Origin of the sequence: Streptomyces sp. NPDC058741 (genome assembly GCF_042746715.1) — a bacterium.
In the GTDB taxonomy this organism is placed as follows: Bacteria; Actinomycetota; Actinomycetes; order Streptomycetales; family Streptomycetaceae; genus Streptomyces.
Genome location: NZ_JBHYQH010000015.1, coordinates 109,138 through 132,808, shown reverse-complemented (window position 1 = coordinate 132,808; position 23,671 = coordinate 109,138). Strand labels below are relative to the sequence as shown.

General features: G+C 70.3%; 22 protein-coding genes. 20 read left to right on the top strand and 2 right to left on the bottom strand.

Features of this window, described 5'->3' with window-relative positions; translation table 11 throughout:
• Positions 1-2 precede the first annotated feature (2 nt).
• The 12 genes from ACFW6P_RS15315 (at position 3) to relA (ending at position 12,367) form a co-directional block, all read left to right on the top strand.
• A complete protein-coding gene (locus ACFW6P_RS15315) occupies positions 3-545 on the top strand; it encodes a hypothetical protein (protein ID WP_386356223.1) in 543 nt (180 codons plus the stop codon).
• Positions 546-682: 137 nt separating this feature from the next.
• A complete protein-coding gene (gene pdxS / locus ACFW6P_RS15310; RefSeq protein WP_386423852.1) occupies positions 683-1,588 on the top strand; it encodes a pyridoxal 5'-phosphate synthase lyase subunit PdxS in 906 nt (301 codons plus the stop codon).
• A 5-nt stretch (positions 1,589-1,593) separates the two neighbouring features.
• On the top strand, positions 1,594-2,199 hold the full coding sequence (pdxT, locus tag ACFW6P_RS15305) for a pyridoxal 5'-phosphate synthase glutaminase subunit PdxT (RefSeq protein ID WP_386356217.1): 606 nt from the start codon (positions 1,594-1,596) through the stop codon (positions 2,197-2,199).
• A gap of 51 nt (positions 2,200-2,250) precedes the next feature.
• A complete protein-coding gene (locus ACFW6P_RS15300) occupies positions 2,251-3,003 on the top strand; it encodes a YebC/PmpR family DNA-binding transcriptional regulator (protein ID WP_386356214.1) in 753 nt (250 codons plus the stop codon).
• Positions 3,004-3,202: 199 nt separating this feature from the next.
• Positions 3,203-3,742 (top strand): crossover junction endodeoxyribonuclease RuvC, encoded by a 540-nt coding sequence (ruvC, locus tag ACFW6P_RS15295; protein ID WP_386356211.1) that lies wholly within the window; start codon positions 3,203-3,205, stop codon positions 3,740-3,742.
• Positions 3,739-4,344 (top strand): Holliday junction branch migration protein RuvA, encoded by a 606-nt coding sequence (gene ruvA, locus ACFW6P_RS15290; protein ID WP_386356209.1) that lies wholly within the window; start codon positions 3,739-3,741, stop codon positions 4,342-4,344. Before ruvC ends, ruvA begins: the two co-directional genes overlap by 4 nt.
• Before the next feature lie 24 nt (positions 4,345-4,368).
• On the top strand, positions 4,369-5,439 hold the full coding sequence (gene ruvB, locus ACFW6P_RS15285; RefSeq protein ID WP_386356206.1) for a Holliday junction branch migration DNA helicase RuvB: 1,071 nt from the start codon (positions 4,369-4,371) through the stop codon (positions 5,437-5,439).
• Positions 5,440-5,624: 185 nt separating this feature from the next.
• Positions 5,625-6,119 (top strand): preprotein translocase subunit YajC, encoded by a 495-nt coding sequence (gene yajC, locus ACFW6P_RS15280; RefSeq protein WP_386356203.1) that lies wholly within the window; start codon positions 5,625-5,627, stop codon positions 6,117-6,119.
• 131 nt (positions 6,120-6,250) lie between these two features.
• Positions 6,251-8,008, top strand: coding sequence for a protein translocase subunit SecD (secD, locus tag ACFW6P_RS15275; RefSeq protein ID WP_386423850.1), 1,758 nt, complete (start codon positions 6,251-6,253; stop codon positions 8,006-8,008).
• A 1-nt stretch (position 8,009) separates the two neighbouring features.
• Positions 8,010-9,119, top strand: coding sequence for a protein translocase subunit SecF (gene secF / locus ACFW6P_RS15270; RefSeq protein WP_386356197.1), 1,110 nt, complete (start codon positions 8,010-8,012; stop codon positions 9,117-9,119).
• Positions 9,116-9,655 carry an adenine phosphoribosyltransferase gene (locus tag ACFW6P_RS15265; protein WP_386423848.1) on the top strand — a complete coding sequence of 180 codons (540 nt, stop codon included), beginning with the start codon at positions 9,116-9,118 and terminating at the stop codon, positions 9,653-9,655. The genes secF and ACFW6P_RS15265 overlap by 4 nt, the downstream gene beginning before the upstream one ends.
• A gap of 192 nt (positions 9,656-9,847) precedes the next feature.
• The gene (gene relA / locus ACFW6P_RS15260; protein ID WP_386356191.1) at positions 9,848-12,367 is read left to right on the top strand and encodes a GTP pyrophosphokinase; all 2,520 of its coding nucleotides are present in this window, start codon (positions 9,848-9,850) and stop codon (positions 12,365-12,367) included.
• Between the two features lie 74 nt (positions 12,368-12,441).
• Here relA and ACFW6P_RS15255 read toward each other — a convergent pair whose 3' ends face one another.
• Together ACFW6P_RS15255 and ACFW6P_RS15250 are read right to left on the bottom strand one after the other, a co-directional pair.
• Positions 12,442-13,671, bottom strand: coding sequence for a DUF349 domain-containing protein (locus tag ACFW6P_RS15255; RefSeq protein ID WP_386356188.1), 1,230 nt, complete (start codon positions 13,669-13,671; stop codon positions 12,442-12,444).
• A 136-nt stretch (positions 13,672-13,807) separates the two neighbouring features.
• Positions 13,808-14,653, bottom strand: coding sequence for a peptidylprolyl isomerase (locus ACFW6P_RS15250; protein ID WP_386356185.1), 846 nt, complete (start codon positions 14,651-14,653; stop codon positions 13,808-13,810).
• A gap of 167 nt (positions 14,654-14,820) precedes the next feature.
• On the opposite strand from ACFW6P_RS15250, the gene ACFW6P_RS15245 reads away from it, so the two are divergent.
• From ACFW6P_RS15245 to alaS, 8 genes are all read left to right on the top strand, one after another.
• Positions 14,821-15,528, top strand: a complete 708-nt coding sequence (locus tag ACFW6P_RS15245; RefSeq protein WP_386356182.1) for an MBL fold metallo-hydrolase — start codon at positions 14,821-14,823, stop codon at positions 15,526-15,528.
• Positions 15,529-15,539: 11 nt separating this feature from the next.
• Positions 15,540-16,802 (top strand): histidine--tRNA ligase, encoded by a 1,263-nt coding sequence (gene hisS / locus ACFW6P_RS15240; RefSeq protein ID WP_386356179.1) that lies wholly within the window; start codon positions 15,540-15,542, stop codon positions 16,800-16,802.
• A gap of 206 nt (positions 16,803-17,008) precedes the next feature.
• Positions 17,009-17,665 carry a vitamin K epoxide reductase family protein gene (locus tag ACFW6P_RS15235; RefSeq protein WP_386356176.1) on the top strand — a complete coding sequence of 219 codons (657 nt, stop codon included), beginning with the start codon at positions 17,009-17,011 and terminating at the stop codon, positions 17,663-17,665.
• Between the two features lie 58 nt (positions 17,666-17,723).
• Positions 17,724-19,079: a replication-associated recombination protein A gene (locus tag ACFW6P_RS15230; protein ID WP_386423846.1), complete on the top strand. Its 1,356-nt coding sequence runs from the start codon at positions 17,724-17,726 to the stop codon at positions 19,077-19,079.
• Between the two features lie 311 nt (positions 19,080-19,390).
• A complete protein-coding gene (rpsD, locus tag ACFW6P_RS15225; RefSeq protein ID WP_386356170.1) occupies positions 19,391-20,005 on the top strand; it encodes a 30S ribosomal protein S4 in 615 nt (204 codons plus the stop codon).
• Between the two features lie 175 nt (positions 20,006-20,180).
• Positions 20,181-20,621, top strand: a complete 441-nt coding sequence (locus ACFW6P_RS15220; RefSeq protein WP_386356167.1) for a DUF948 domain-containing protein — start codon at positions 20,181-20,183, stop codon at positions 20,619-20,621.
• A gap of 9 nt (positions 20,622-20,630) precedes the next feature.
• Positions 20,631-20,984, top strand: a complete 354-nt coding sequence (locus tag ACFW6P_RS15215; protein WP_386356164.1) for a hypothetical protein — start codon at positions 20,631-20,633, stop codon at positions 20,982-20,984.
• The gene (gene alaS, locus ACFW6P_RS15210; protein ID WP_386423845.1) at positions 20,984-23,656 is read left to right on the top strand and encodes an alanine--tRNA ligase; all 2,673 of its coding nucleotides are present in this window, start codon (positions 20,984-20,986) and stop codon (positions 23,654-23,656) included. Before ACFW6P_RS15215 ends, alaS begins: the two co-directional genes overlap by 1 nt.
• Positions 23,657-23,671 lie beyond the last annotated feature (15 nt).

Here is a 23,671-nt window from a genome sequence, read left to right as displayed (position 1 = left end):
CCGTGATCACCACTCTCATCTGGATCGCCGTCGCCCTGGTCGCGATCGGGCTCTACCTGAGCTGGACCGCCGGGCGTCTGGACCGCCTCCACGCCCGGATCGACGCGACCCGGGCCGCCCTGGACGCGCAGTTGCTGCGCCGGGCCTCGGTGGCGCAGGAACTCGCCACCTCGGGGGTGCTGGATCCGGCCGCCTCCATCGTGCTGTACGAGGCCGCCCACGCCGCACGGCAGGCGGAGGAGGAGCAGCGGGAGGTCGCCGAGAGCGAGCTGAGCCAGGCGCTGCGGGCCGTGTTCGGGGAGCCCGCGCAGGTCGAGGCCGTACGCGGGGCGCCCGGGGGAGAGGAGGCCGCGCGGGAACTCACCGAGGCGGTCCGCAGGGTCCCGATGGCCCGGCGCTTCCACAACGACGCCGTACGGGCAGCCCGGGCCCTGCGCCGGCACCGCAAGGTGCGCTGGTTCCGCCTGGCCGGTCACGCCCCCTTCCCCCTGGCCTTCGAAATGGACGACGAACCCCCGGCCGCCCTGGTGGACCGGGTGGCCTGAGGCCCCGTCAACCTGTGTTTCGCCGGCCGTCCGCGCGAAAAGGATCCACAGCGTTCCCATTGGCCCTTGCTGTGGACTGCTCCCCTCACGTTTCCTCAGTGCTGCAGAGAACCGTCTTTCCCTCAGTGAGGTCACCCGTGTCCATCTCCGAAAACCAGGCTCCCGAGACCGGCACCGCCCGAGTGAAGCGAGGCATGGCCGAGCAGCTCAAGGGCGGCGTGATCATGGACGTCGTCACGCCGGAGCAGGCGAAGATCGCCGAGGACGCGGGCGCCGTCGCCGTCATGGCCCTGGAGCGGGTCCCGGCCGACATCCGCAAGGACGGCGGCGTGGCCCGCATGTCCGACCCGGACATGATCGAGGGCATCATCGAGGCCGTCTCCATCCCGGTCATGGCCAAGTCCCGCATCGGCCACTTCGTCGAGGCCCAGGTACTGCAGTCCCTCGGCGTCGACTACATCGACGAGTCCGAGGTCCTCACCCCGGCCGACGAGGTCAACCACTCCGACAAGTGGGCCTTCACCACGCCGTTCGTCTGCGGCGCCACCAACCTGGGCGAGGCCCTGCGCCGCATCGCCGAGGGCGCCGCGATGATCCGCTCCAAGGGCGAGGCCGGCACCGGCAACGTCGTCGAGGCCGTGCGCCACCTGCGCCAGATCAAGAACGAGATCGCCCGCCTGCGCGGCTACGACAACAACGAGCTGTACGCCGCCGCCAAGGAGCTGCGCGCCCCGTACGAGCTGGTCAAGGAGGTCGCCGAGCTCGGCAAGCTCCCGGTCGTGCTGTTCTCCGCCGGCGGCGTGGCCACCCCGGCCGACGCGGCCCTGATGCGCCAGCTCGGCGCCGAGGGCGTCTTCGTCGGCTCCGGCATCTTCAAGTCCGGCGACCCGGCCAGGCGCGCCGCCGCCATCGTGAAGGCCACCACCTTCCACGACGACCCGAAGATCGTCGCCGACGCGTCCCGCAACCTCGGCGAGGCCATGGTCGGCATCAACTGCGACACCCTCCCCCAGACCGAGCGCTACGCCAACCGCGGCTGGTAACCCCCATGAGCGACACACCTGTGATCGGCGTCCTGGCCCTCCAGGGCGACGTCCGGGAGCACCTCGTCGCCCTGGCCGCGGCCGACGCCGTGGCCAGGCAGGTGCGGCGCCCCGAAGAACTCGCCGAGGTGGACGGGCTCGTCATCCCCGGCGGCGAGTCCACCACGATCTCCAAGCTGGCCGTCCTGTTCGGCCTGATGGAGCCGCTCCGCGCGCGCGTGCGCGCCGGCCTGCCCGTGTACGGCACCTGCGCCGGCATGATCATGCTCGCCGACAAGATCCTCGACCCGCGCTCGGGCCAGGAGACCGTCGGCGGCATCGACATGATCGTGCGCCGCAACGCCTTCGGCCGGCAGAACGAGTCCTTCGAGGCGGCGGTCGCCGTCGAGGGCGTCGAGGGCGACCCCGTGGAGGGCGTCTTCATCCGCGCCCCCTGGGTGGAGTCCGTCGGCGCCGCCGCCGAGGTGCTGGCCGAGCACGACGGCCACATCGTCGCGGTCCGCCAGGGCAACGCCCTGGCCACGTCGTTCCACCCGGAACTGACCGGTGACCACCGGATGCACGCCCTGTTCGTCGACATGGTGCGCGCGAACCGGACAGCGGAGTCCTAGTAGGATTCCTGCGTTCGTTGCTGAGATGGGTTACGCGAAGGAGACAGGCAGATGTCCGGCCACTCTAAATGGGCCACGACGAAGCACAAGAAGGCCGTCATCGATGCCAAGCGCGGCAAGCTCTTCGCGAAGCTGATCAAGAACATCGAGGTCGCGGCGCGCATGGGCGGCGCCGACCCCGAGGGCAACCCGACGCTCTACGACGCCATCCAGAAGGCGAAGAAGTCGTCGGTCCCCAACAAGAACATCGACTCGGCCGTCAAGCGCGGCGCGGGCCTGGAGGCCGGCGGCGCCGACTACGAGACGATCATGTACGAGGGCTACGGCCCGAACGGGGTCGCGGTGCTCATCGAGTGCCTCACCGACAACCGCAACCGCGCCGCCTCCGAGGTCCGCGTCGCCATGACCCGCAACGGCGGCTCCATGGCCGACCCGGGCTCGGTGTCCTACCTGTTCAACCGCAAGGGCGTCGTCCTCGTCCCCAAGGGCGAGCTGACCGAGGACGACGTGCTGACCGCCGTCCTCGACGCGGGCGCCGAGGAGGTCAACGACCTCGGTGAGAGCTTCGAGGTCCTCAGCGAGGCCACCGACCTGGTCGCGGTCCGCACCGCCCTGCAGGACGCCGGCATCGACTACGACTCCGCCGACGCCAACTTCGTCCCGACCATGCAGGTCGAGCTGGACGAGGAGGGCGCCAAGAAGATCTTCAAGCTGATCGACGCGCTCGAGGACAGCGACGACGTGCAGAACGTCTTCGCCAACTTCGACGTCAGCGACGAGGTCATGGAGAAGGTCGACGCGTAACGCTGCCGCGCATGCCGCGATCTCGACGGGCCGGGGGACACACGTCGTCCGGCCCGCTGTCGTTGTCGGTGGCAGCGGATAGCCTGGCTCAGTCAAAGATCACCGTCCACGACCGCGACCATCAATTGAGCAACCACGACGGTGCTCAGCCAGGTCCGCGAGAGCGGCGGCGGTTTAGCCGCACAAAGGGGAGGGCCGCGTGCGCGTGCTGGGGGTGGACCCGGGACTGACCCGGTGTGGGGTCGGCGTGGTCGAGGGCGTGGCCGGACGGCCGCTCACCATGATCGGCGTCGGCGTGGTCCGGACGCCCGCGGACGCCGACCTGGGCCACCGCCTCCTCGCCGTCGAGCAGGGCATCGAACAGTGGCTCGACGAGCACCGGCCGGAGTTCGTCGCCGTGGAGCGCGTCTTCAGCCAGCACAACGTCCGCACGGTGATGGGCACCGCCCAGGCCAGCGCCGTCGCCATGCTGTGCGCCTCCCGTCGCGGCATCCCCGTGGCCCTGCACACCCCGAGCGAGGTCAAGGCCGCCGTCACCGGCACCGGCCGCGCCGACAAGGCCCAGGTGGGCGCGATGGTGACCCGCCTGCTGCGGCTCAGCGCCCCGCCCAGGCCGGCCGACGCGGCCGACGCCCTCGCCCTCGCCATCTGCCACATCTGGCGCGCCCCCGCGCAGAACCGGCTCCAGCAGGCCGTCGCCCTGCAATCCGCCCGAGCACCGAAAGGCCGTACGGCATGATCGCCTTCGTCAGCGGCACCGTCGCCGCACTCGCCCCCGACGCCGCGGTCGTCGAGGTCGGCGGTGTCGGCATGGCCGTCCAGTGCACGCCGAACACGCTGTCCACGCTCCGTACGGGCCGGCCCGCCAAGCTGCACACCTCCCTGGTCGTGCGCGAGGACTCCCTCACGCTGTACGGCTTCGCCGACGACGACGAGCGGCAGGTCTTCGAGCTGCTGCAGACCGCCAGCGGCGTCGGACCGAGACTGGCCCAGGCGATGCTCGCCGTGCACAGCCCGGACGCCCTGCGCAGAGCCGTCGCCACCGCCGACGAGAAGGCCCTCACCGCCGTCCCCGGCATCGGCAAGAAGGGCGCTCAGAAACTCCTGCTGGAGCTGAAGGACCGCCTGGGGGAGCCGATCGGGGCACCCGCCGTCGGCGCGCCGGTCAGCACGGGCTGGCGGGACCAGCTGCACGCCGCCCTGATCGGCCTGGGCTACGCCACCCGGGAGGCCGACGAGGCCGTGACCGCCGTGGCCCCGCAGGCCGAGGCGGCCGGGGGCACGCCCCAGGTGGGCCAGTTGCTGAAGGCGGCCCTGCAGACCCTGAACCGCGCCCGCTGATCCACGACCTCTGAGGCTCTTTCTATGAACTGGGACGACACCACCGACACCTCCGCCGCGGAGCGGCTGGTGGACTCCGTCGCCGACCGTGAGGACCAGGCCGTCGAGGCCGCCCTGCGCCCCAAGGACCTGGGCGAGTTCATCGGCCAGGAGAAGGTCCGCGAACAGCTCGACCTCGTCCTGCGGGCCGCACGCGCACGCGGCGCCACCGCCGACCACGTGCTGCTCTCCGGCGCCCCCGGCCTCGGCAAGACCACCCTGTCGATGATCATCGCGGCCGAGATGGGCGCCCCCATCCGCATCACCTCGGGCCCCGCCATCCAGCACGCCGGTGATCTCGCCGCGATCCTCTCCTCCCTGCAGGAGGGCGAGGTCCTCTTCCTCGACGAGATCCACCGCATGTCCCGCCCCGCGGAGGAGATGCTCTACATGGCGATGGAGGACTTCCGCGTCGACGTCATCGTCGGCAAGGGCCCCGGAGCCACCGCCATCCCGCTGGAGCTGCCCCCCTTCACCCTGGTCGGCGCCACCACCCGCGCGGGCCTGCTGCCGCCCCCGCTGCGCGACCGCTTCGGCTTCACCGCGCACATGGAGTTCTACGAACCGGCCGAGCTGGAGCGGGTCATCCACCGCTCGGCCAACCTCCTGGAGGTCGAGATCGACCCGGCGGGCGCCGCCGAGATCGCCGGCCGCTCCCGCGGCACGCCACGCATCGCCAACCGCCTGCTGCGCCGCGTCCGGGACTACGCGCAGGTCAAGGCCGACGGCCTGATCAACCGGGACATCGCCGCCGCGGCCCTCGCCGTCTACGAGGTCGACGAGCGCGGCCTCGACCGCCTCGACCGCGCCGTGCTGGAGGCCCTGCTCAAGCTGTTCGGCGGTGGTCCGGTCGGCCTGTCCACGCTCGCCGTCGCGGTCGGCGAGGAACGTGAGACCGTGGAGGAGGTGGCCGAGCCCTTCCTGGTCCGTGAGGGCCTGCTGGCCCGCACTCCCCGCGGCCGGGTCGCCACTCCCGCCGCATGGGCGCATCTCGGCCTCACCCCGCCCCGTTCCCAGACCGCGGCAAGGGGACAACAGGACCTGTTCGGGGCGTGACCTCGCCGTCACGGCACCGGGACGGCGAGGCCAGTGGCCGGAGCAGGAACCCCGGTGCCATGCTGAGCGTTGTTCCATGCGCGCGGACTCGCTTAGACTCCGCCGATGCCGCCTTAGCCGGCGGCGTGCAGACCCCCAACCATCTGGCCGCTCACAGCGCGGTCGTGTGAAGGAAGTACCGACCCGTGAGTCTCCTGACCCTCCTCCCGTTCATCGTGCTCATCGGGGCCATGTTCCTGATGACCCGGTCGGCCAAGAAGAAGCAGCAGCAGGCCGTGGAGATGCGGAACCAAATGCAGCCCGGCAGCGGCGTCCGCACCATCGGGGGCATGTACGCCACGGTCAAGGAGGTCAACGAGGACACCGTCCTCCTCGACGCCGGCCCCGGCGTCGATCTCCTGTTCGCCAAGAACGCCATCGGTGCCGTCCTGACCGACGACGAGTACAACCGCATCGTCCACGGCATCGAGCACGACCTGAAGTCCGACGCCGACATCGTCCCGGACGACGCCTCCTCCCTCACCGAGACCGACTCCGCAGCCGACGCCCCCGCTGACGACAAGGCCGTCGACCTCGGCAAGAAGGACGCGGCCGACGACCCGGCCGACCAGGCCACGGCCGGCGAGGCGACGACGGACGCGCAGCCGAAGAAGACCGACGGCGACTCCGAGGCGAAGTAGTCGTGACCCGGGGTGCGCGGGCGTGTCCCGCGCACCCCGGGACACGCCCAGCTCGCACGGAATCCCGACATTAGTCATGGCCGCCCGTCCGCCGACCCGGAGCGAGGTGGCCCGAGAGGGAGTACGAGAAGGTGGCCACACCTAAAAAGGGCCGGAGCGCGAGCGCCCAGAGCAAGCCGGGGCGCTCGCTGGCCCTGATCCTGATCGCCATCGCGGCGCTCACCGGTGGAATGTTCGCCTCGGGGCACACGACCCCGCGTCTCGGCATCGACCTGGCCGGCGGCACGAGCATCACGCTCCGCGCGGTCGCCGAGCCCGGCCAGGAGAACGCCATCAACAAGACCAACATGGACACCGCGGTCGAGATCATGGAACGCCGTGTCAATGGTCTGGGCGTCTCGGAGTCCGAGGTACAGACCCAGGGCGACAAGAACATCATCGTCAACATCCCCAAGGGCACGAACTCCAAGGAAGCCCGGGATCAGGTCGGCACCACCGCCAAGCTCTACTTCCGCCCGGTCCTGCAGCGCGAGGCCGCCCCCGGCGAGACCGCGCCCACCCCGAGCGCGAACCCCAGCGGCAGCAGCTCCCCGAGCCCGTCCGGCTCCGGCAAGGACAAGGCCGAGGACCCTGCCGCGTCCGGCTCCCCCAGCCCGTCGGCCTCCGCCACCTCGCAGGGCCGTGCCGTCACCGACGCGCTGAAGGCGGACGCCACCCCGTCCGCCAGCGGCACCTCCAAGGCCTCCGGCAGCCCGTCGCCGTCGGGCAGCACCGGCGCCCCGTCCGGCGCGCTGGAGAAGCAGTACGCGGCCCTCGACTGCTCCGACCCGAAGCAGCGTGCCGACGCGGGCAAGGCGGCCAAGACCGACCAGCCCACCGTCGCCTGCGGGCAGGACGGCACGGTGTGGAGCAAGTTCCTGCTGGGCCCGGTCGACGTCGACGGCACCGAGATCAAGAAGGCCCAGGCGAGCCTCGACACCCAGGGCGCCGGAGGCTGGCAGGTCGACATGACCTTCAACTCCGCCGGTACCAAGAAGTTCGCCGCCACCACCGCCAAGCTCGCGCAGCAGACCACCCCGCAGAACGAGTTCGCGATCGTTCTGGACGACGAGGTCGTCTCCCACCCGTTCGTGCAGACCGCCATCAGCGGCGGCAACGCGCAGATCTCCGGCAACTTCACGCAGGAGGAGGCCAAGAGCCTCGCCAACATGCTGTCCTACGGAGCCCTGCCGCTGTCCTTCGAGGAGGACAGCGTCACGACGGTGACCGCCGCGCTCGGCGGCGAGCAACTGGAGGCCGGCCTCATCGCCGGTGCGATCGGCCTCGCGCTGGTCGTCATCTATCTGCTGGTCTACTACCGCGGCCTGTCGTTCATCGCGATCCTGTCGCTGCTGGTCTCGGCCGCGCTGACCTACACGCTCATGTCGCTGCTCGGCCCCGCCATCGGCTTCGCGCTGAACCTGCCGGCCGTCTGCGGCGCCATCGTCGCCATCGGCATCACGGCGGACTCGTTCATCGTCTACTTCGAACGCGTCCGCGACGAGATCCGCGAGGGCCGCTCGCTGCGCCCGGCCGTCGAGCGGGCCTGGCCGCGCGCCCGGCGCACCATCCTGGTCTCCGACTTCGTGTCGTTCCTCGCCGCCGCCGTGCTGTTCATCGTCACCGTCGGCAAGGTCCAGGGCTTCGCGTTCACGCTCGGCCTGACCACCCTGCTCGACGTGGTCGTGGTGTTCCTCTTCACCAAGCCGCTGCTGACGCTGATGGCCCGCCGCCCGTTCTTCGCGAACGGCCACAAGTGGTCCGGCCTCGATCCGAAGAGCCTGGGTGCCCAACCGCCGCTGCGCCGCACCCGCCGTCCCTCCGCCCCCATCGAGACGAAGGAGGCGTGAGATGTCGAAACTCGGCAACCTCGGCGCCCGGCTGCACCGCGGTGAGATCGGCTACGACTTCGTCAAGAACCGCAAGATCTGGTACGGCCTGTCGATCCTGATCACCATCACGGCCATCGTCGGCCTGGCGGCCCGTGGCCTGCACATGGGCATCGAGTTCCAGGGCGGCGCCGTCTTCACCACCCCGAAGAACATGAGCGTCTCGGTGTCCCAGGCGGAGGGATACGCGGAGGAGGCCTCCGGCCACGACGCGATCGTCCAGAAGCTCGGCGACGGCAGCATGCGCATCCAGGTCGCCGGCATCGACACCAACGCCGCCGACAAGATCAAGGACCAGCTGTCCGACGACCTCAAGGTCGACGCGGAGCAGATCAACGCCGAACTGGTCGGCCCGAGCTGGGGTGACCAGATCGCCAACAAGGCCTGGCAGGGCCTGGGCATCTTCATGGTGCTCGTGGTGATCTACCTGGCGATCGCCTTCGAGTGGCGCATGGCGGTCGCCGCGTTCGTCGCGCTGATCCACGACATCACCATCACGGTCGGCATCTACGCCCTCGTCGGCTTCGAGGTCACCCCGGGCACGGTGATCGGTCTGCTGACCATCCTCGGCTACTCGCTCTACGACACGGTCGTGGTGTTCGACAGCCTCAAGGAACAGACCAAGGACATCACCAGACAGACCCGCTGGACCTACAGCGACGTCGCCAACCGCTCGATCAACAGCACCCTGGTCCGCTCCATCAACACCACGGTGGTCGCGCTGCTGCCGGTCGCGGGCCTGCTGTTCATCGGCGGCGGTGTCCTCGGCGCGGGCATGCTCAACGACATCTCCCTGTCGCTGTTCGTCGGTCTCGCGGCCGGTGCGTACTCCTCGATCTTCATCGCCACGCCGCTGGTCGCCGACCTCAAGGAGCGCGAGCCGGCGATGAAGGCGCTGAAGAAGCGTGTCCTCGCCAAGCGGGCCCAGTCCGCCGCCAAGGGCGAGACCGAGGTCCACGACGAGGCGTACGCCGGTGAGCCCGAGGACGCCGCACCGGCCGTCGTCGGCCCCCGCAACCAGCCCGCGGCCCGCAACCGCGGCCGGGGCCGCCCGTCGGGGAAGCGCCGATGACCGACATCCGTGAGCTGCTGCTCAGCCGTATCCGGGACGTGGCCGACTACCCGGAGCCGGGCGTGATGTTCAAGGACATCACCCCGCTCCTGGCGGACCCGTCTGCGTTCACCGCCCTGACCGACGCCCTCGCCGAGATCGCCCAGCGCAGCGCGGCCAACAAGATCGTCGGTCTGGAGGCCCGCGGCTTCATCCTGGGCGCCCCGGTCGCCGTCCGCGCCGGCCTGGGCTTCATCCCCGTACGCAAGGCGGGCAAGCTCCCCGGAGCCACCCTCGCCCAGGCCTACGACCTGGAGTACGGCTCGGCGGAGATCGAGGTGCACGCCGAGGACCTCGCCACCGGTGACCGCGTACTGATCGTCGACGACGTCCTCGCCACGGGCGGCACCGCCGAGGCCTCGATCCAGCTCATTCGCCGGGCCGGCGCCGAGGTCGCCGGTCTCGCCGTCCTCATGGAGCTCGGCTTCCTCAGCGGCCGCGGCCGTCTGGAACCGGCTCTGAACGGTGCCCCGCTGGAGGCGCTGCTCACGGTGTAGCACCCCCGGCAAGCCCGGTGGACACCGGCACGCACCGCACGAGGCGGGCCCCTTGGAACCGGGGTCCGCCTCGTGCGTTTCCCGGGTTGGCCGTCCTCACAGTGGCCTGAAGGCGATGCCGAGGCCCAGGATGGCTACCATGGGGTCTCCGGAGCCTGACCGGGGCACCCGGATCGCGCACGAGGAGTCCTCTTGCCAGACGAGGCCCAGCACCTGACCGCCGCCAAACCCGAGTCCGCCTCGAAAGCCGCGGCCAAGCCCGCGCCGAGCGCGCCGCACGCGAAGAACGACACCCGCGGGCCGGTCGAGCACGCCCAGTCGGCCCCCGTCGACAAGCCCGCCGAGCAGTCGCGTCCCAAGCCGGTCCCGCCCGCGGTGCGTCAGGCAGGCGGTCAGCCGGCCCGCTCCGGCGGCTCCTCCAACCGCGTCCGCGCCCGTCTGGCCCGTCTCGGCGTCCAGCGCGCGAACCCGTACAACCCCGTGCTGGAGCCGCTGCTGCGGATAGTGCGCAGCAACGACCCGAAGATCGAGACGGCGACGCTGCGCCAGATCGAGCGCGCCTACCAGGTCGCCGAGCGCTGGCACCGCGGCCAGAAGCGCAAGAGCGGCGACCCGTACATCACGCACCCCCTCGCCGTCACCACCATCCTCGCCGAGCTGGGCATGGATCCGGCCACGCTGATGGCCGGGCTGCTGCACGACACGGTCGAGGACACCGAGTACGGCCTGGAGGACCTGCGCCGCGACTTCGGCGACGTCGTCACGCTGCTCGTCGACGGCGTCACCAAGCTGGACAAGGTCAAGTTCGGCGAGGCCGCCCAGGCCGAGACCGTGCGCAAGATGGTCGTCGCCATGGCCAAGGATCCCCGCGTCCTGGTCATCAAGCTCGCCGACCGCCTGCACAACATGCGCACCATGCGCTACCTCAAGCGCGAGAAGCAGGAGAAGAAGGCGCGCGAGACCCTGGAGATCTACGCGCCGCTCGCCCACCGCCTGGGCATGAACACCATCAAGTGGGAGCTGGAGGACCTCGCCTTCGCGATCCTCTACCCCAAGATGTACGACGAGATCGTCCGCCTGGTGGCCGAGCGGGCACCCAAGCGCGACGAGTACCTGGCCATCGTCACCGACGAGGTCCAGCAGGACCTGCGGGCGGCCCGCATCAAGGCGACCGTCACCGGCCGCCCCAAGCACTACTACAGCGTCTACCAGAAGATGATCGTCCGCGGCCGGGACTTCGCGGAGATCTACGACCTCGTGGGCATCCGCGTCCTCGTGGACACCGTCCGCGACTGCTACGCCGCCCTCGGCACGGTGCACGCGCGATGGAACCCGGTCCCCGGCCGGTTCAAGGACTACATCGCGATGCCCAAGTTCAACATGTACCAGTCGCTGCACACGACGGTCATCGGCCCCGGCGGCAAGCCCGTCGAGCTGCAGATCCGCACCTTCGACATGCACCGCCGCGCCGAGTACGGCATCGCCGCGCACTGGAAGTACAAGCAGGAGGCCGTCGCCGGAGCCTCCAAGGTGCGCACGGACGCGCCGAAGTCGTCCGCCAAGGACAAGGACGCCATCAACGACATGGCGTGGCTGCGGCAGCTCCTGGACTGGCAGAAGGAGACCGAGGACCCGGGCGAGTTCCTGGAGTCCCTGCGCTTCGACCTCTCCCGCAACGAGGTCTTCGTCTTCACCCCCAAGGGCGACGTCATAGCACTGCCCGCCGGCGCCACCCCCGTCGACTTCGCGTACGCCGTGCACACCGAGGTCGGGCACCGCACCATAGGAGCCCGCGTCAACGGCCGGCTGGTCCCGCTGGAGTCGGCCCTCGACAACGGCGACCTGGTGGAGGTCTTCACCTCCAAGGCGGCCGGCGCCGGCCCCTCCCGCGACTGGCTCGGCTTCGTCAAGTCACCGCGGGCCCGCAACAAGATCCGGGCCTGGTTCTCCAAGGAACGCCGCGACGAGGCGATCGAGCAGGGCAAGGACTCCATCGTCCGCGCCATGCGCAAGCAGAACCTGCCGATCCAGCGCATCCTCACCGGCGACTCCCTGGTCACCCTCGCGCACGAGATGCGCTACGCCGACATCTCCGCGCTGTACGCGGCGATCGGCGAGGGCCACGTCTCCGCGCAGAACATCGTGCAGAAGCTGGTGCAGGCCCTCGGCGGCGAGGAGGCCGCCACCGAGGAGATCGACGAGTCGGTCCCGCCGGCCCGGGGCCGCGGCCGCAAGCGCCGCTCCAGCGCCGACCCGGGCGTCGTCGTCAAGGGCGTCGAGGACGTGTGGGTCAAGCTGGCCCGCTGCTGCACCCCCGTCCCGGGCGACCCGATCATCGGCTTCGTCACCCGCGGCAGCGGCGTATCGGTTCACCGCAGCGACTGCGTGAACGTCGACTCGCTGTCCCGGGAGCCCGAGCGCATCCTCGACGTCGAGTGGGCGCCCACCCAGTCCTCGGTCTTCCTGGTCGCCATCCAGGTCGAGGCCCTCGACCGGTCCCGGCTGCTGTCGGACGTCACGCGCGTGCTGTCCGACCAGCACGTCAACATCCTCTCCGCGGCCGTGCAGACGTCCCGCGACCGCGTCGCCACCTCCCGCTTCACTTTCGAGATGGGCGACCCGAAGCACCTCGGCCACGTCCTGAAGGCCGTCCGGGGCGTGGAAGGCGTCTACGACGTGTACCGGGTGACGTCGGCGCGCAACCGGACGTGACCCGCCGTAGCGACCATGCGAAAGAGGGCCCCCGTGCGATACGGGAGCCCTCTTTCGGCGCAACGGTGTGAGGGTCAGCCTCCGAACTCCTGCAGACCCTTCAGCGCCTGGTCCAGCAGCGCCTGGCGGCCCTCGAGCTCACGCTCCAGCTTCTCCGCCCTGGCGTTGTTGCCCTGCGCACGGGCCTGCTCGATCTGGCCCCGCAACTTGTCCACGGCGGCCTGCAGCTGACCGGTCAGACCCTCGGCACGCGCACGCGCCTCCGGGTTCGTCCGGCGCCACTCGGCCTCCTCGGCCTCCTGGAGGGCCCGCTCGACGGCGTGCATACGGCCCTCGACCTTCGGCCGGGCGTCGCGCGGCACGTGGCCGATGGCCTCCCAGCGCTCGTTCACGGTCCGGAAGGCGGCCCGGGCGGCCTTCAGATCCGTGATCGGCAGGAGCTTCTCGGCCTCCTCGGCCAGCTCCTCCTTGAGCTTGAGGTTCTCCGTCTGCTCGGCGTCCCGCTCGGCGAAGACCGAGCTGCGGGCCGCGAAGAAGACGTCCTGAGCACCGCGGAAGCGGTTCCACAGGTCGTCCTCGTGCTCGCGCTGCGCGCGGCCGGCGGCCTTCCACTCGGCCATCAGCTCGCGGTAGCGCGCCGCCGTCACACCCCAGTCCGTCGAGTTCGCCAGCGCCTCCGCCTCGGAGACCAGACGCTCCTTGGTCCGCCGCGCCTCCTCGCGCTGCGCGTCCAGCTGCGCGAAGTGCTGCTTGCGCCGCTTGGAGAACGCCGACCGGGCGTGCGAGAACCGGTGCCACAGCTCGTCGTCCGACTTGCGGTCCAGCCGCGGCAGACCCTTCCAGGTGTCCACCAGCGCCCGCAGCCGCTCACCGGCCGCCCGCCACTGGTCGGACCGCGACAGCTCCTCCGCCTCGGAGACCAGCGCCTCCTTGGCCCTGCGCGCCTCGTCGGACTGCTTCGCCCGCTGCGCCTTGCGCTCCTCCCGGCGCGCTTCCACCAACTCCACGAGCTTGTCCAACCGGACCTTCAGGGCCTCCAGGTCACCCACCGCGTGGTGCGCGTCGACCTGCTCCCGGATGTGGTCGATCGCGGCCTGGGCGTCCTTGGCCGACAGGTCGGTGGTCTTCACTCGCTTCTCGAGGAGGCCGATCTCGACAACCAGGCCCTCGTACTTGCGCTCGAAATAGGCCAGCGCCTCCTCGGGGGAGCCTGCCTGCCAGGAACCGACGACCTGCTCACCGTCGGCCGTACGCACGTACACGGTCCCCGTCTCGTCGACGCGGCCCCACGGGTCGCTGCTCACAGCGCCTCCTCCACATGATGCCTGCGAGGTGCCTGTAGCTCCCCCGGGCATCGTCCACAGTTTCGTCACGGCCAACATAGGCGACCGGCGGGGGGCGTGTCCGCATCCCGCGCGACCGAAATTTCGCAGATGAGGCTCAGGATTCGGTGACCGTGGCCCTGTTGATCACGACCGTCGCGTTGGGCGCCGTGTTGCCCGTCTGGGGGTCGGGTGCCTGGGCCCCGGCCTTGGCGATCTTCTGGAGGACCTTCATGCCCGCCTCGGACACCGTGCCGAACGGCGTGTAGTCGGGCGGCAGCTGGCTGTCCTGGTAGACGAGGAAGAACTGGCTGCCGCCGCTGTCGCGGCCCTGCTTCGTCTGCGGGTTGTACTGGTTGGCCATCGCGACCGTGCCCGCCGGGTAGATCCCGCCCTTGAGGCTCTTGTCCTTCAGGTTCTCGTCCGGGATCGTGTAGCCCGGCCCGCCCATGCCGGTGCCCTGCGGGTCACCGCACTGCAGCACGTAGATGCCCTGGGTGGTCAGCCGGTGGCACTTGGTGTGGTCCAGGTAGCCCTTGCCCAGCAGGAAGTTGAACGAGTTGACGGTGTGGGGCGCCGCCGACGGCTTCAGCGCGATGTCCATCTCGCCGCAGGTCGTCTCCAGCTTCATGGTGTACTTCGCCGACTTGTCGATGGTCATCGCCGGTTCCTTCTTCCAGGTCTCCGACTTGACCTTGCCCGGGGCGGGCTTCTCGCACGGGTCCGGTGCCTTGCTGGGGGAGGCGCTCGGGGTGACCTCCGCGTTCGCCTTCTCCGTCGTGCCGTCGTCCTCGAACGGCTTGGTCAGGAAGACCGTCACGGAGAGCACCACTACCACGCCGAGGACCGATGCGATCACGGAGTTGCGGATGCGGGCCTTGCGTCGCGCATCGGTGCGTCGCTGCTGCTGCCGCAGGTACTTCTCCCGGGCGAGCTGACGCCGCCGCTGTTCCTGGCTGACCACCGGGTTCTCTCCTCATGCGTCTGATACGTCGACCGGTACGCGTGGGTCCTGTGCGCCGACCGCCTGCGTGTGCCCCGTACCGTATATGGGTTCGCTGTGGAATCGGCAGCGCCGGTAGGCTCTGACGACAGCCGCAGCCGCCCGTATCGACACAACGAAGGACGATCGTGCTCATTGCCGGGTTCCCCGCCGGGGCCTGGGGGACGAACTGCTACCTCGTCGCCCCCGCCGCCGGCGAGGAGTGCGTGATCATCGACCCCGGCCATCAGGCCGCCGACGGCGTCGCGGAGGCGATCGCGAAGCACCGGCTCAAGCCCGTCGCCGTCGTCCTCACCCACGGCCACATCGACCATGTGGCCTCGGTCGTCCCGGTGTGCGGCGCGCACGACGTGCCGGCCTGGATCCACCCCGACGACCGGTACATGATGAGCGACCCCGCGAAGGGGATCGGCCGCTCCATCGGCATGCCGCTGCTCGGTGAGCTGACCGTGGGGGAACCGGACGACGTCAAGGAGCTCACGGACGGGGCGAAGCTGCAGCTGGCGGGCCTGGAGCTGTCCGTCGCGCACGCGCCCGGCCATACCAAGGGGTCGGTGACCTTCGGCCTGCCCGAGGCCGCGGACATCCCGCCGATCCTGTTCTCGGGCGACCTGCTGTTCGCCGGCTCCATCGGACGCACCGACCTGCCCGGCGGCGACATGGCCGAGATCCTCGACTCGCTGGCGCGCGTGTGCCTGCCGCTCGACGACTCGACCGTGGTGCTGTCCGGCCACGGCCCCCAGACGACCATCGGCCAGGAGCGCGCCACCAACCCGTATCTGCGGCAGGTGGCGGCCGGCCAGGGAGCCCAGCCCGCTCCCCGACGAGGAATGTGACGAGACCTTCCGTGAGCACCTTCAAGGCCCCCAAGGGCACGTACGACCTGATCCCGCCGGACTCCGCGAAGTACCTCGCGGTCCGCGAGGCGATCGCCGCGCCGCTGCGCAACTCCGGCTACGGCTACATCGAGACGCCCGGCTTCGAGAGCGTGGAGCTCTTCGCACGCGGCGTCGGCGAGTCCACCGACATCGTCACCAAGGAGATGTACGCCTTCGAGACCAAGGGCGGCGACCGGCTCGCCCTCCGACCCGAAGGCACCGCATCGGTGCTGCGCGCCGCGCTGGAGGCCAACCTGCACAAGGCCGGCAACCTGCCCGTCAAGCTCTGGTACTCCGGCTCGTACTACCGCTACGAGCGCCCCCAGAAGGGCCGTTACCGCCACTTCTCGCAGGTCGGCGCGGAGGCGATCGGCGCGGAGGACCCGGCGCTGGACGCCGAGCTGATCATCCTGGCCGACCAGGCGTACCGCTCGCTGGGCCTGAGCGAGTTCCGGATCCTGCTCAACAGCCTCGGCGACAAGGAGTGCCGCCCGGTGTACCGGGCCGCGCTGCAGGACTTCCTGCGCGGCCTGGACCTGGACGAGGACACCCTGCGCCGCGCGGAGATCAACCCGCTGCGCGTCCTGGACGACAAGCGCGAGGCGGTGCAGAGGCAACTGGGGAAGGCCCCGCTGCTGCGCGACTACCTCTGTGACGCCTGCAAGGCGTACCACGCGGAGGTCCGCGAACTGATCACGGCCGCGGGCGTCGCCTTCCAGGACGACCCGAAGCTGGTGCGCGGCCTGGACTACTACACCCGCACCACCTTCGAGTTCGTCCACGACGGCCTCGGCTCCCAGTCCGCCGTCGGCGGCGGCGGCCGCTACGACGGCCTGTCCGAGATGATCGGCGGCCCCGCCCTGCCGTCCGTCGGCTGGGCCCTCGGCGTCGACCGCACCGTCCTCGCCCTGGAGGCGGAGGGCATCGAGCTCGAACTGCCCGCCACCACCAGCGTGTTCGCCGTCCCGCTCGGCGAAGAGGCCCGCCGCATCCTGTTCGGCAAGGTCACCGAGATGCGCAAGAACGGCATCGCGGCCGACTTCTCCTACGGCGGCAAGGGCCTCAAGGCCGCGATGAAGGCGGCCAACCGCTCGGGCGCCCGGTACGCCCTGCTCCTGGGCGAACGCGACCTCGCCGAGGGCGTGGTCCAGCTCAAGGACCTGCAGTCCGGCGAGCAGACGGCCATCGGCGTGAACGAGGTCGTGGCCGAGCTGGAGTCACGCCTCGGATGACGGGGGCGGGCCGGGCGCACGCCGCCCGGCCCCCACGCTCGACGTCGCTCACCTGTGCGCACCTCGCACAGGCGTTGGCCGAAACGGAACCCTTGGGGGCGACCGCGCCCGCCTGCTTATGTCCACTGAACGGTGGATGCACCAGGCTGTGCGGCACAATGGCCCTGCCCGAAGTTGTCGAGGTCTCGAGTGACGGAATCGGCGTGATGAGCAAGACGACAGTCAAGGACGTCTCCACGGAGCCCGAGCCTGAGCGCGCCGGGATCGCGCCCCGGGCGGAGGGCGGAAGCCGGGCCCTCGCCCTGCTGCTGGTGCTCACCGGCGCCGCCGGACTGCTCGCCGCGTGGGTCATCACGATCGACAAGTTCAAGATCCTCGAGGCCAAGGTCGAGGGCAAGACGTTCACGCCCGGCTGCAGCCTCAACCCCGTCGTCTCCTGCGGCAGCGTGATGGAGAGCAAGCAGGCCGCGGTCTTCGGCTTCCCGAACCCGATGCTCGGCCTGGTCGCCTACGGCATCGTCATCGGCGTCGGGGTGGCCCTGCTGGCCCGCGCCCGCTTCCCGCGCTGGTACTGGCTCACCTTCAACGCCGGCTGCCTGTTCGGTGTCGTCTTCTGCGCCTGGCTGATGTTCCAGTCCCTGTACCGGATCAACGCGCTGTGCCTGTGGTGCTCGCTGGCCTGGGTCGCCACGATCCTCATGTTCTGGTACGTGACGTCGTTCAACATCCGCAAGGGCTTCCTGCCCGCCCCGGGCTGGCTCAGGAGCTTCTTCGGCGAGTTCACATGGGTCATGCCCGTGCTGCACATCGGCATCATCGGCATGCTGATCCTGACGCGCTGGTGGGACTTCTGGACCAGCTGACCCCGGCCCGTACCGGCGCCCGGCCGGACTGTCGGTGCCGTCCTTTAGGGTTTCTGTCGTGGAGCCCGACCTGTTCACCGCCGCAGCCGAAGAACGCCAGGAGAAGGAGCCGTCCAGCAGCCCCCTCGCCGTGCGCATGCGCCCGCGTACCCTCGACGAGGTCGTGGGCCAGCGGCACCTGCTGAAGCCGGGCTCCCCTCTGCGCAGACTGGTCGGCGAGGCCGCCTCCGGCCCGGCCGGCCCCTCCTCGGTGCTCCTCTGGGGTCCGCCCGGCACCGGCAAGACCACCCTGGCCTACGTCGTCTCCAAGGCCACCGACGCCCGCTTCGTGGAGCTGTCCGCGATCACCGCCGGCGTCAAGGAGGTCCGCGCGGTCATCGACGGGGCCCGCCGCGCATCCGGCGGCTACGGCAAGGAGACCGTCCTCTTCCTCGACGAGATCCACCGCTTCAGCAAGGCGCAGCAGGACTCCCTGCTCCCGGCCGTGGAGAACCGCTGGGTGACCCTCATCGCCGCGACGACGGAGAACCCGTACTTCTCGGTGATCTCACCCCTGCTGTCCCGCTCGCTGCTGCTCACCCTCGAACCGCTCACGGACGACGACATCCGCGGCCTGTTGCGGCGCGCCCTCACCGACGAGCGCGGCCTCAAGGGCGCCGTCACCCTCCCCGAGGAGACCGAGTGCCATCTCCTGCGCATCGCCGGCGGCGACGCCCGCCGGGCCCTGACCGCCCTGGAGGCCGCCGCCGGAGCCGCCCTCGACAAGGGCGAGGCGGAGATCGCCCTGACCACGCTGGAGGAGACGGTCGACCGGGCCGCCGTGACGTACGACCGCGACGGCGACCAGCACTACGACGTGGCCAGTGCCCTGATCAAGTCCATCCGCGGCTCCGACGTCGACGCCGCGCTGCACTACCTGGCCCGCATGATCGAGGCCGGCGAGGACCCGCGCTTCATCGCCCGGCGCCTGATGATCTGCGCCAGCGAGGACATCGGCCTGGCCGACCCGACCGCCCTGCAGACGGCCGTGGCCGCCGCCCAGGCCGTCGCCATGATCGGCTTCCCCGAGGCCGCCCTCACCCTCAGCCACGCCACCATCGCCCTCGCCCTGGCCCCCAAGTCCAACGCCGCGACCACCGCCATCGGCGCCGCCCTGGAGGACGTGCGCAAGGGCCTGGCCGGACCCGTCCCCGCGCATCTGCGCGACAGCCACTACAAGGGCGCCGGCAAGCTCGGCCACGGCCAGGGCTACGTCTCCCCGCACGACCTGCCCGAGGGCATCGCCGCCCAGCAGTACGCGCCGGACGCCCTCAAGGACCGCGAGTACTACGAGCCCACCCGGCACGGAGCGGAGGCCCGGTACGCGGACGCGGTGGAGTGGACCAGGAAGAACCTCGGTCGAAAGCGGTCCTGAGAACCCTGTAAACTCGGCCGGAGTGCCGCGTCCCGTGCAGTCAGAACGGGACAGTCGGCCGGAGCCAGTCAGGGGCACCGTCCCCGGGACCGGCTCCAGGAGCGTCGCGCACCGTCGAACGGTGTCGCGGGCAGCCCACCACCATCCGCCGCAGGGCGGAAGCGGTCGGTGGGCCACTCGCGTGCTGCACGTATGTGCCCAGATCAGGGGAGCGGCTGCCCACCCCGCCCGAGCAGGGCGTGGCGGGTTTCCCCGGCTGCGAATGCGACCTCCCTCAACCCTGACAAGCCGAATCAAGGAAATGAGAAGCAGTGGCGAACCAGTCCCGCCCCAAGGTCAAGAAGTCGCGTGCCCTCGGCATCGCGCTGACCCCGAAGGCCGTCAAGTACTTCGAGGCCCGCCCCTACCCGCCGGGTGAGCACGGCCGCGGCCGCAAGCAGAACTCGGACTACAAGGTCCGTCTGCTCGAGAAGCAGCGCCTGCGCGCGCAGTACGACGTGTCCGAGCGCCAGCTCGTCCGCGCCTACGAGCGTGCCTCCAAGGTCCAGGGCAAGACCGGTGAGGCCCTGATCATCGAGCTGGAGCGCCGCCTCGACGCCCTGGTCCTGCGTTCGGGCATCGCCCGCACGATCTACCAGGCCCGCCAGATGGTCGTCCACGGCCACATCCAGGTCAACGGCACGAAGGTCGACAAGCCCTCCTTCCGTGTCCGTCCGGACGACGTCGTGCAGGTCCGCGACCGCTCCAAGGAGAAGACGCTCTTCACGATCGCCCGCGAGGGTGGCTTCGCCGCCGACGGCGAGACCCCGCGCTACCTCCAGGTGAACCTCAAGGCCCTGGCGTTCCGCCTGGACCGTGAGCCGAACCGCAAGGAGATCCCGGTGATCTGCGACGAGCAGCTCGTCGTCGAGTACTACGCCCGCTGATCCACGGCAGGCACGCGGTACGTCAGCCCGCCGTCTCCCCGCCCTTCCGGGCGGGCGAGGCGGCGGGCTTCGGCGATTGCGCCGCCGGCGCGGTAATCCGGTACGGAGCGCCACCCCCGGCGCGATAGGCTCGTGGCACGACTTTTTCGATGTTCAGGCACGTTTCAGGGAGCGGGTGCACACAGTGTCCGGTGGAGAGGTTGCCGGGATCCTGGTGGCCGTCTTCTGGGCGATCCTGGTCTCCTTCCTCGCCGTCGCCCTGGCGAGGCTGGCCCAGACGCTCAAGGCGACCACCAAGCTCGTCGCGGAGGTGACCGACCAGGCCGTCCCGCTCCTGGCAGACGCCTCCACGGCGGTGCGTTCCGCGCAGACCCAGATCGACCGCGTCGACGCGATCGCCTCCGACGTCCAGGAGGTCACGTCGAACGCCTCCGCGCTGTCGACCACCGTCGCCTCCACCTTCGGCGGCCCCCTGGTCAAGGTCGCCGCCTTCGGTTACGGCGTGCGCCGGGCCCTCGGCGGCCGCAAGGAGGACGTGCCCGCCCAGGCGCCGAGGCGCACCGTGATCGTGGGACGCACCGTCTCCCGGCGCGGCGCCCGAGGGAAGAGGGACTGAGAGCCAGCGATGTTCCGCCGTACCTTCTGGTTCAGCACGGGCGTCGCCGCCGGTGTGTGGGCCACCACCAAGGTCAACCGCAAGCTCAAGCAGCTGACGCCCGAGAGCCTGGCGAGAACCGCGGGGAACAAGGCCCTCGAGGCCGGTCACCGCCTCAAGGACCGCGCGGTCGGCTTCGCGCTCGACGTCCGGGACAACATGGCCGTCCGCGAGGCCGAGCTGGGTGACGCCCTCGGGATCAACCAGAACCCCGAACTGCCCGGACCCCGGCGGTACGCCGCCATCGAGAACCGCAACAACCCGAAGTACGTCGAGGGCTCGACGTACCAGACGAACCCGTACAACCGGAATGAGGACCACTGATGGAGTCGGCTGAGATTCGCCGCCGCTGGTTGAGCTTCTTCGAGGAGCGCGGTCACACCGTCGTCCCTTCGGCGTCGCTCATCGCGGACGACCCGACTCTGCTCCTCGTCCCGGCCGGCATGGTGCCCTTCAAGCCCTACTTCCTCGGCGAGGTCAAGCCGCCCTTCGACCGCGCCACCAGCGTCCAGAAATGCGTGCGCACGCCGGACATCGAAGAGGTCGGCAAGACCACCCGGCACGGCACGTTCTTCCAGATGTGCGGCAACTTCTCCTTCGGCGACTACTTCAAGGAAGGCGCCGTCAAGCTCGCCTGGGAGCTGCTCACCAGCCCCCAGGACAAGGGCGGTTACGGCCTCGACCCCGAGCGCCTGTGGATCACCGTCTATAAGGACGACGACGAGGCCGAGCGCATCTGGCACGAGGTCGTCGGCGTGCCGAAGGAGCGCATCCAGCGCCTCGGCATGAAGGACAACTACTGGTCGATGGGCGTCCCCGGCCCCTGCGGCCCGTGCTCCGAGATCAACTACGACCGCGGCCCCGAGTTCGGCGCCGAGGGCGGTCCCGCCGTCAACGACGAGCGGTACGTGGAGATCTGGAACCTCGTCTTCATGCAGTACGAGCGGGGCGAGGGCACCGGCAAGGACAACTTCGAGATCCTCGGCGAGCTGCCCAGCAAGAACATCGACACCGGCCTCGGCCTCGAACGCCTCGCCATGATTCTGCAGGGCGTGCGGAACATGTACGAGATCGACACCTCGATGGCCGTCATCAACAAGGCCACCGAGCTGACCGGCGTCCGCTACGGCGACGCCCAGACCTCGGACGTCTCCCTGCGCGTGGTCACCGACCACATGCGCACCGCCACCATGCTCATCGGTGACGGCGTCACCCCCGGCAACGAGGGCCGTGGCTACGTGCTGCGCCGCATCATGCGCCGCGCCATCCGCAACATGCGCCTGCTCGGTGCCACCGGCCCGGTCGTCAAGGACCTGATCGACGTCGTCATCGGCATGATGGGCCAGCAGTACCCGGAGCTCCTCACCGACCGCGAGCGCATCGAGAAGGTCGCCCTCGCCGAGGAGAACGCCTTCCTCAAGACGCTGAAGGCCGGCACCAACATCCTCGACACGGCCGTCACCGACACCAAGGCCGCCGGGTCCGCCGTGCTGCCCGGCGACAAGGCCTTCCTGCTCCACGACACCTGGGGCTTCCCGATCGACCTCACCCTGGAGATGGCCGCCGAGCAGGGGCTGTCCGTGGACGAGGAGGGCTTCCGCCGCCTGATGAAGGAGCAGCGGGAGCGCGCCAAGGCCGACGCCCGGGCCAAGAAGACCGGCCACGCCGACATGGGTGCCTACCGCGAGATCGCCGACCGCGCCGGCGCCACCGACTTCATCGGCTACACCGACACCGAGGGCGAGACCACCGTCGTCGGCATCCTGGTCGACGGCGTCTCCTCCCCGGCCGCAACCGAGGGCGACGAGGTGGAGATCGTCCTCGACCGCACCCCCTTCTACGCCGAGGGCGGCGGCCAGATCGGCGACACCGGCCGCATCAAGGTGGACTCGGGCGCCGTCATCGAGGTCCGCGACTGCCAGAAGCCGGTCCCCGGTGTCTACGTGCACAAGGGGGTCGTCCAGGTCGGCGAGGTCACCGTCGGCGCCCGCGCCCACGCCTCCATCGACGACCGCCGACGCAAGGCCATCGCCCGGGCCCACTCGGCCACGCACCTGACCCACCAGGCCCTGCGCGACGCCCTCGGCCCCACGGCCGCCCAGGCCGGTTCCGAGAACCAGCCGGGCCGCTTCCGCTTCGACTTCGGCTCCCCGTCCGCCGTTCCGACGGCCGTGATGACCGACGTCGAGCAGAAGATCAACGAGGTGCTCGCCCGCGACCTCGACGTGCGCGCCGACGTCATGGGCATCGACGAGGCCAAGAAGCAGGGCGCCATCGCCGAGTTCGGTGAGAAGTACGGGGAGCGCGTGCGCGTGGTGACCATCGGCGACTTCTCCAAGGAGCTCTGCGGCGGCACGCACGTGCACAACACCGCCCAGCTGGGCCTGGTGAAGCTGCTCGGCGAGTCCTCCATCGGCTCCGGCGTCCGCCGTATCGAGGCCCTGGTCGGTGTGGACGCCTACAGCTTCCTCGCCCGTGAGCACACGGTCGTGGCCCAGCTCCAGGAGCTGATCAAGGGCCGCCCGGAGGAGCTCCCGGAGAAGGTGTCCGCCATGCTCGGCAAGCTGAAGGACGCCGAGAAGGAGATCGAGAAGTTCCGCGCCGAGAAGGTCCTCCAGGCCGCCGCCGGTCTCGCCGAGTCCGCCAAGGATGTCCGGGGCGTTGCCGTCGTGACCGGTCAGGTCCCGGACGGCACGACCGCCGACGACCTGCGCAAGCTCGTGCTCGACGTACGCGGACGCATCCAGGGCGGACGGGCCGCCGTGGTCGCCCTCTTCACGGTGGCGAACGGAAGGCCGTTGACGGTCATCGCCACCAACGAGGCCGCCCGCGAGCGCGGTCTGAAGGCCGGAGACCTGGTCCGCACGGCCGCCAAGACCCTCGGCGGCGGTGGCGGCGGCAAGCCGGACGTCGCCCAGGGCGGCGGCCAGAACCCGGCCGCCGTCGGTGACGCCGTCGACGCCGTCGAGCGCCTGGTCGCCGAGACCGCCAAGTAAGGGACGGGTCGCAAG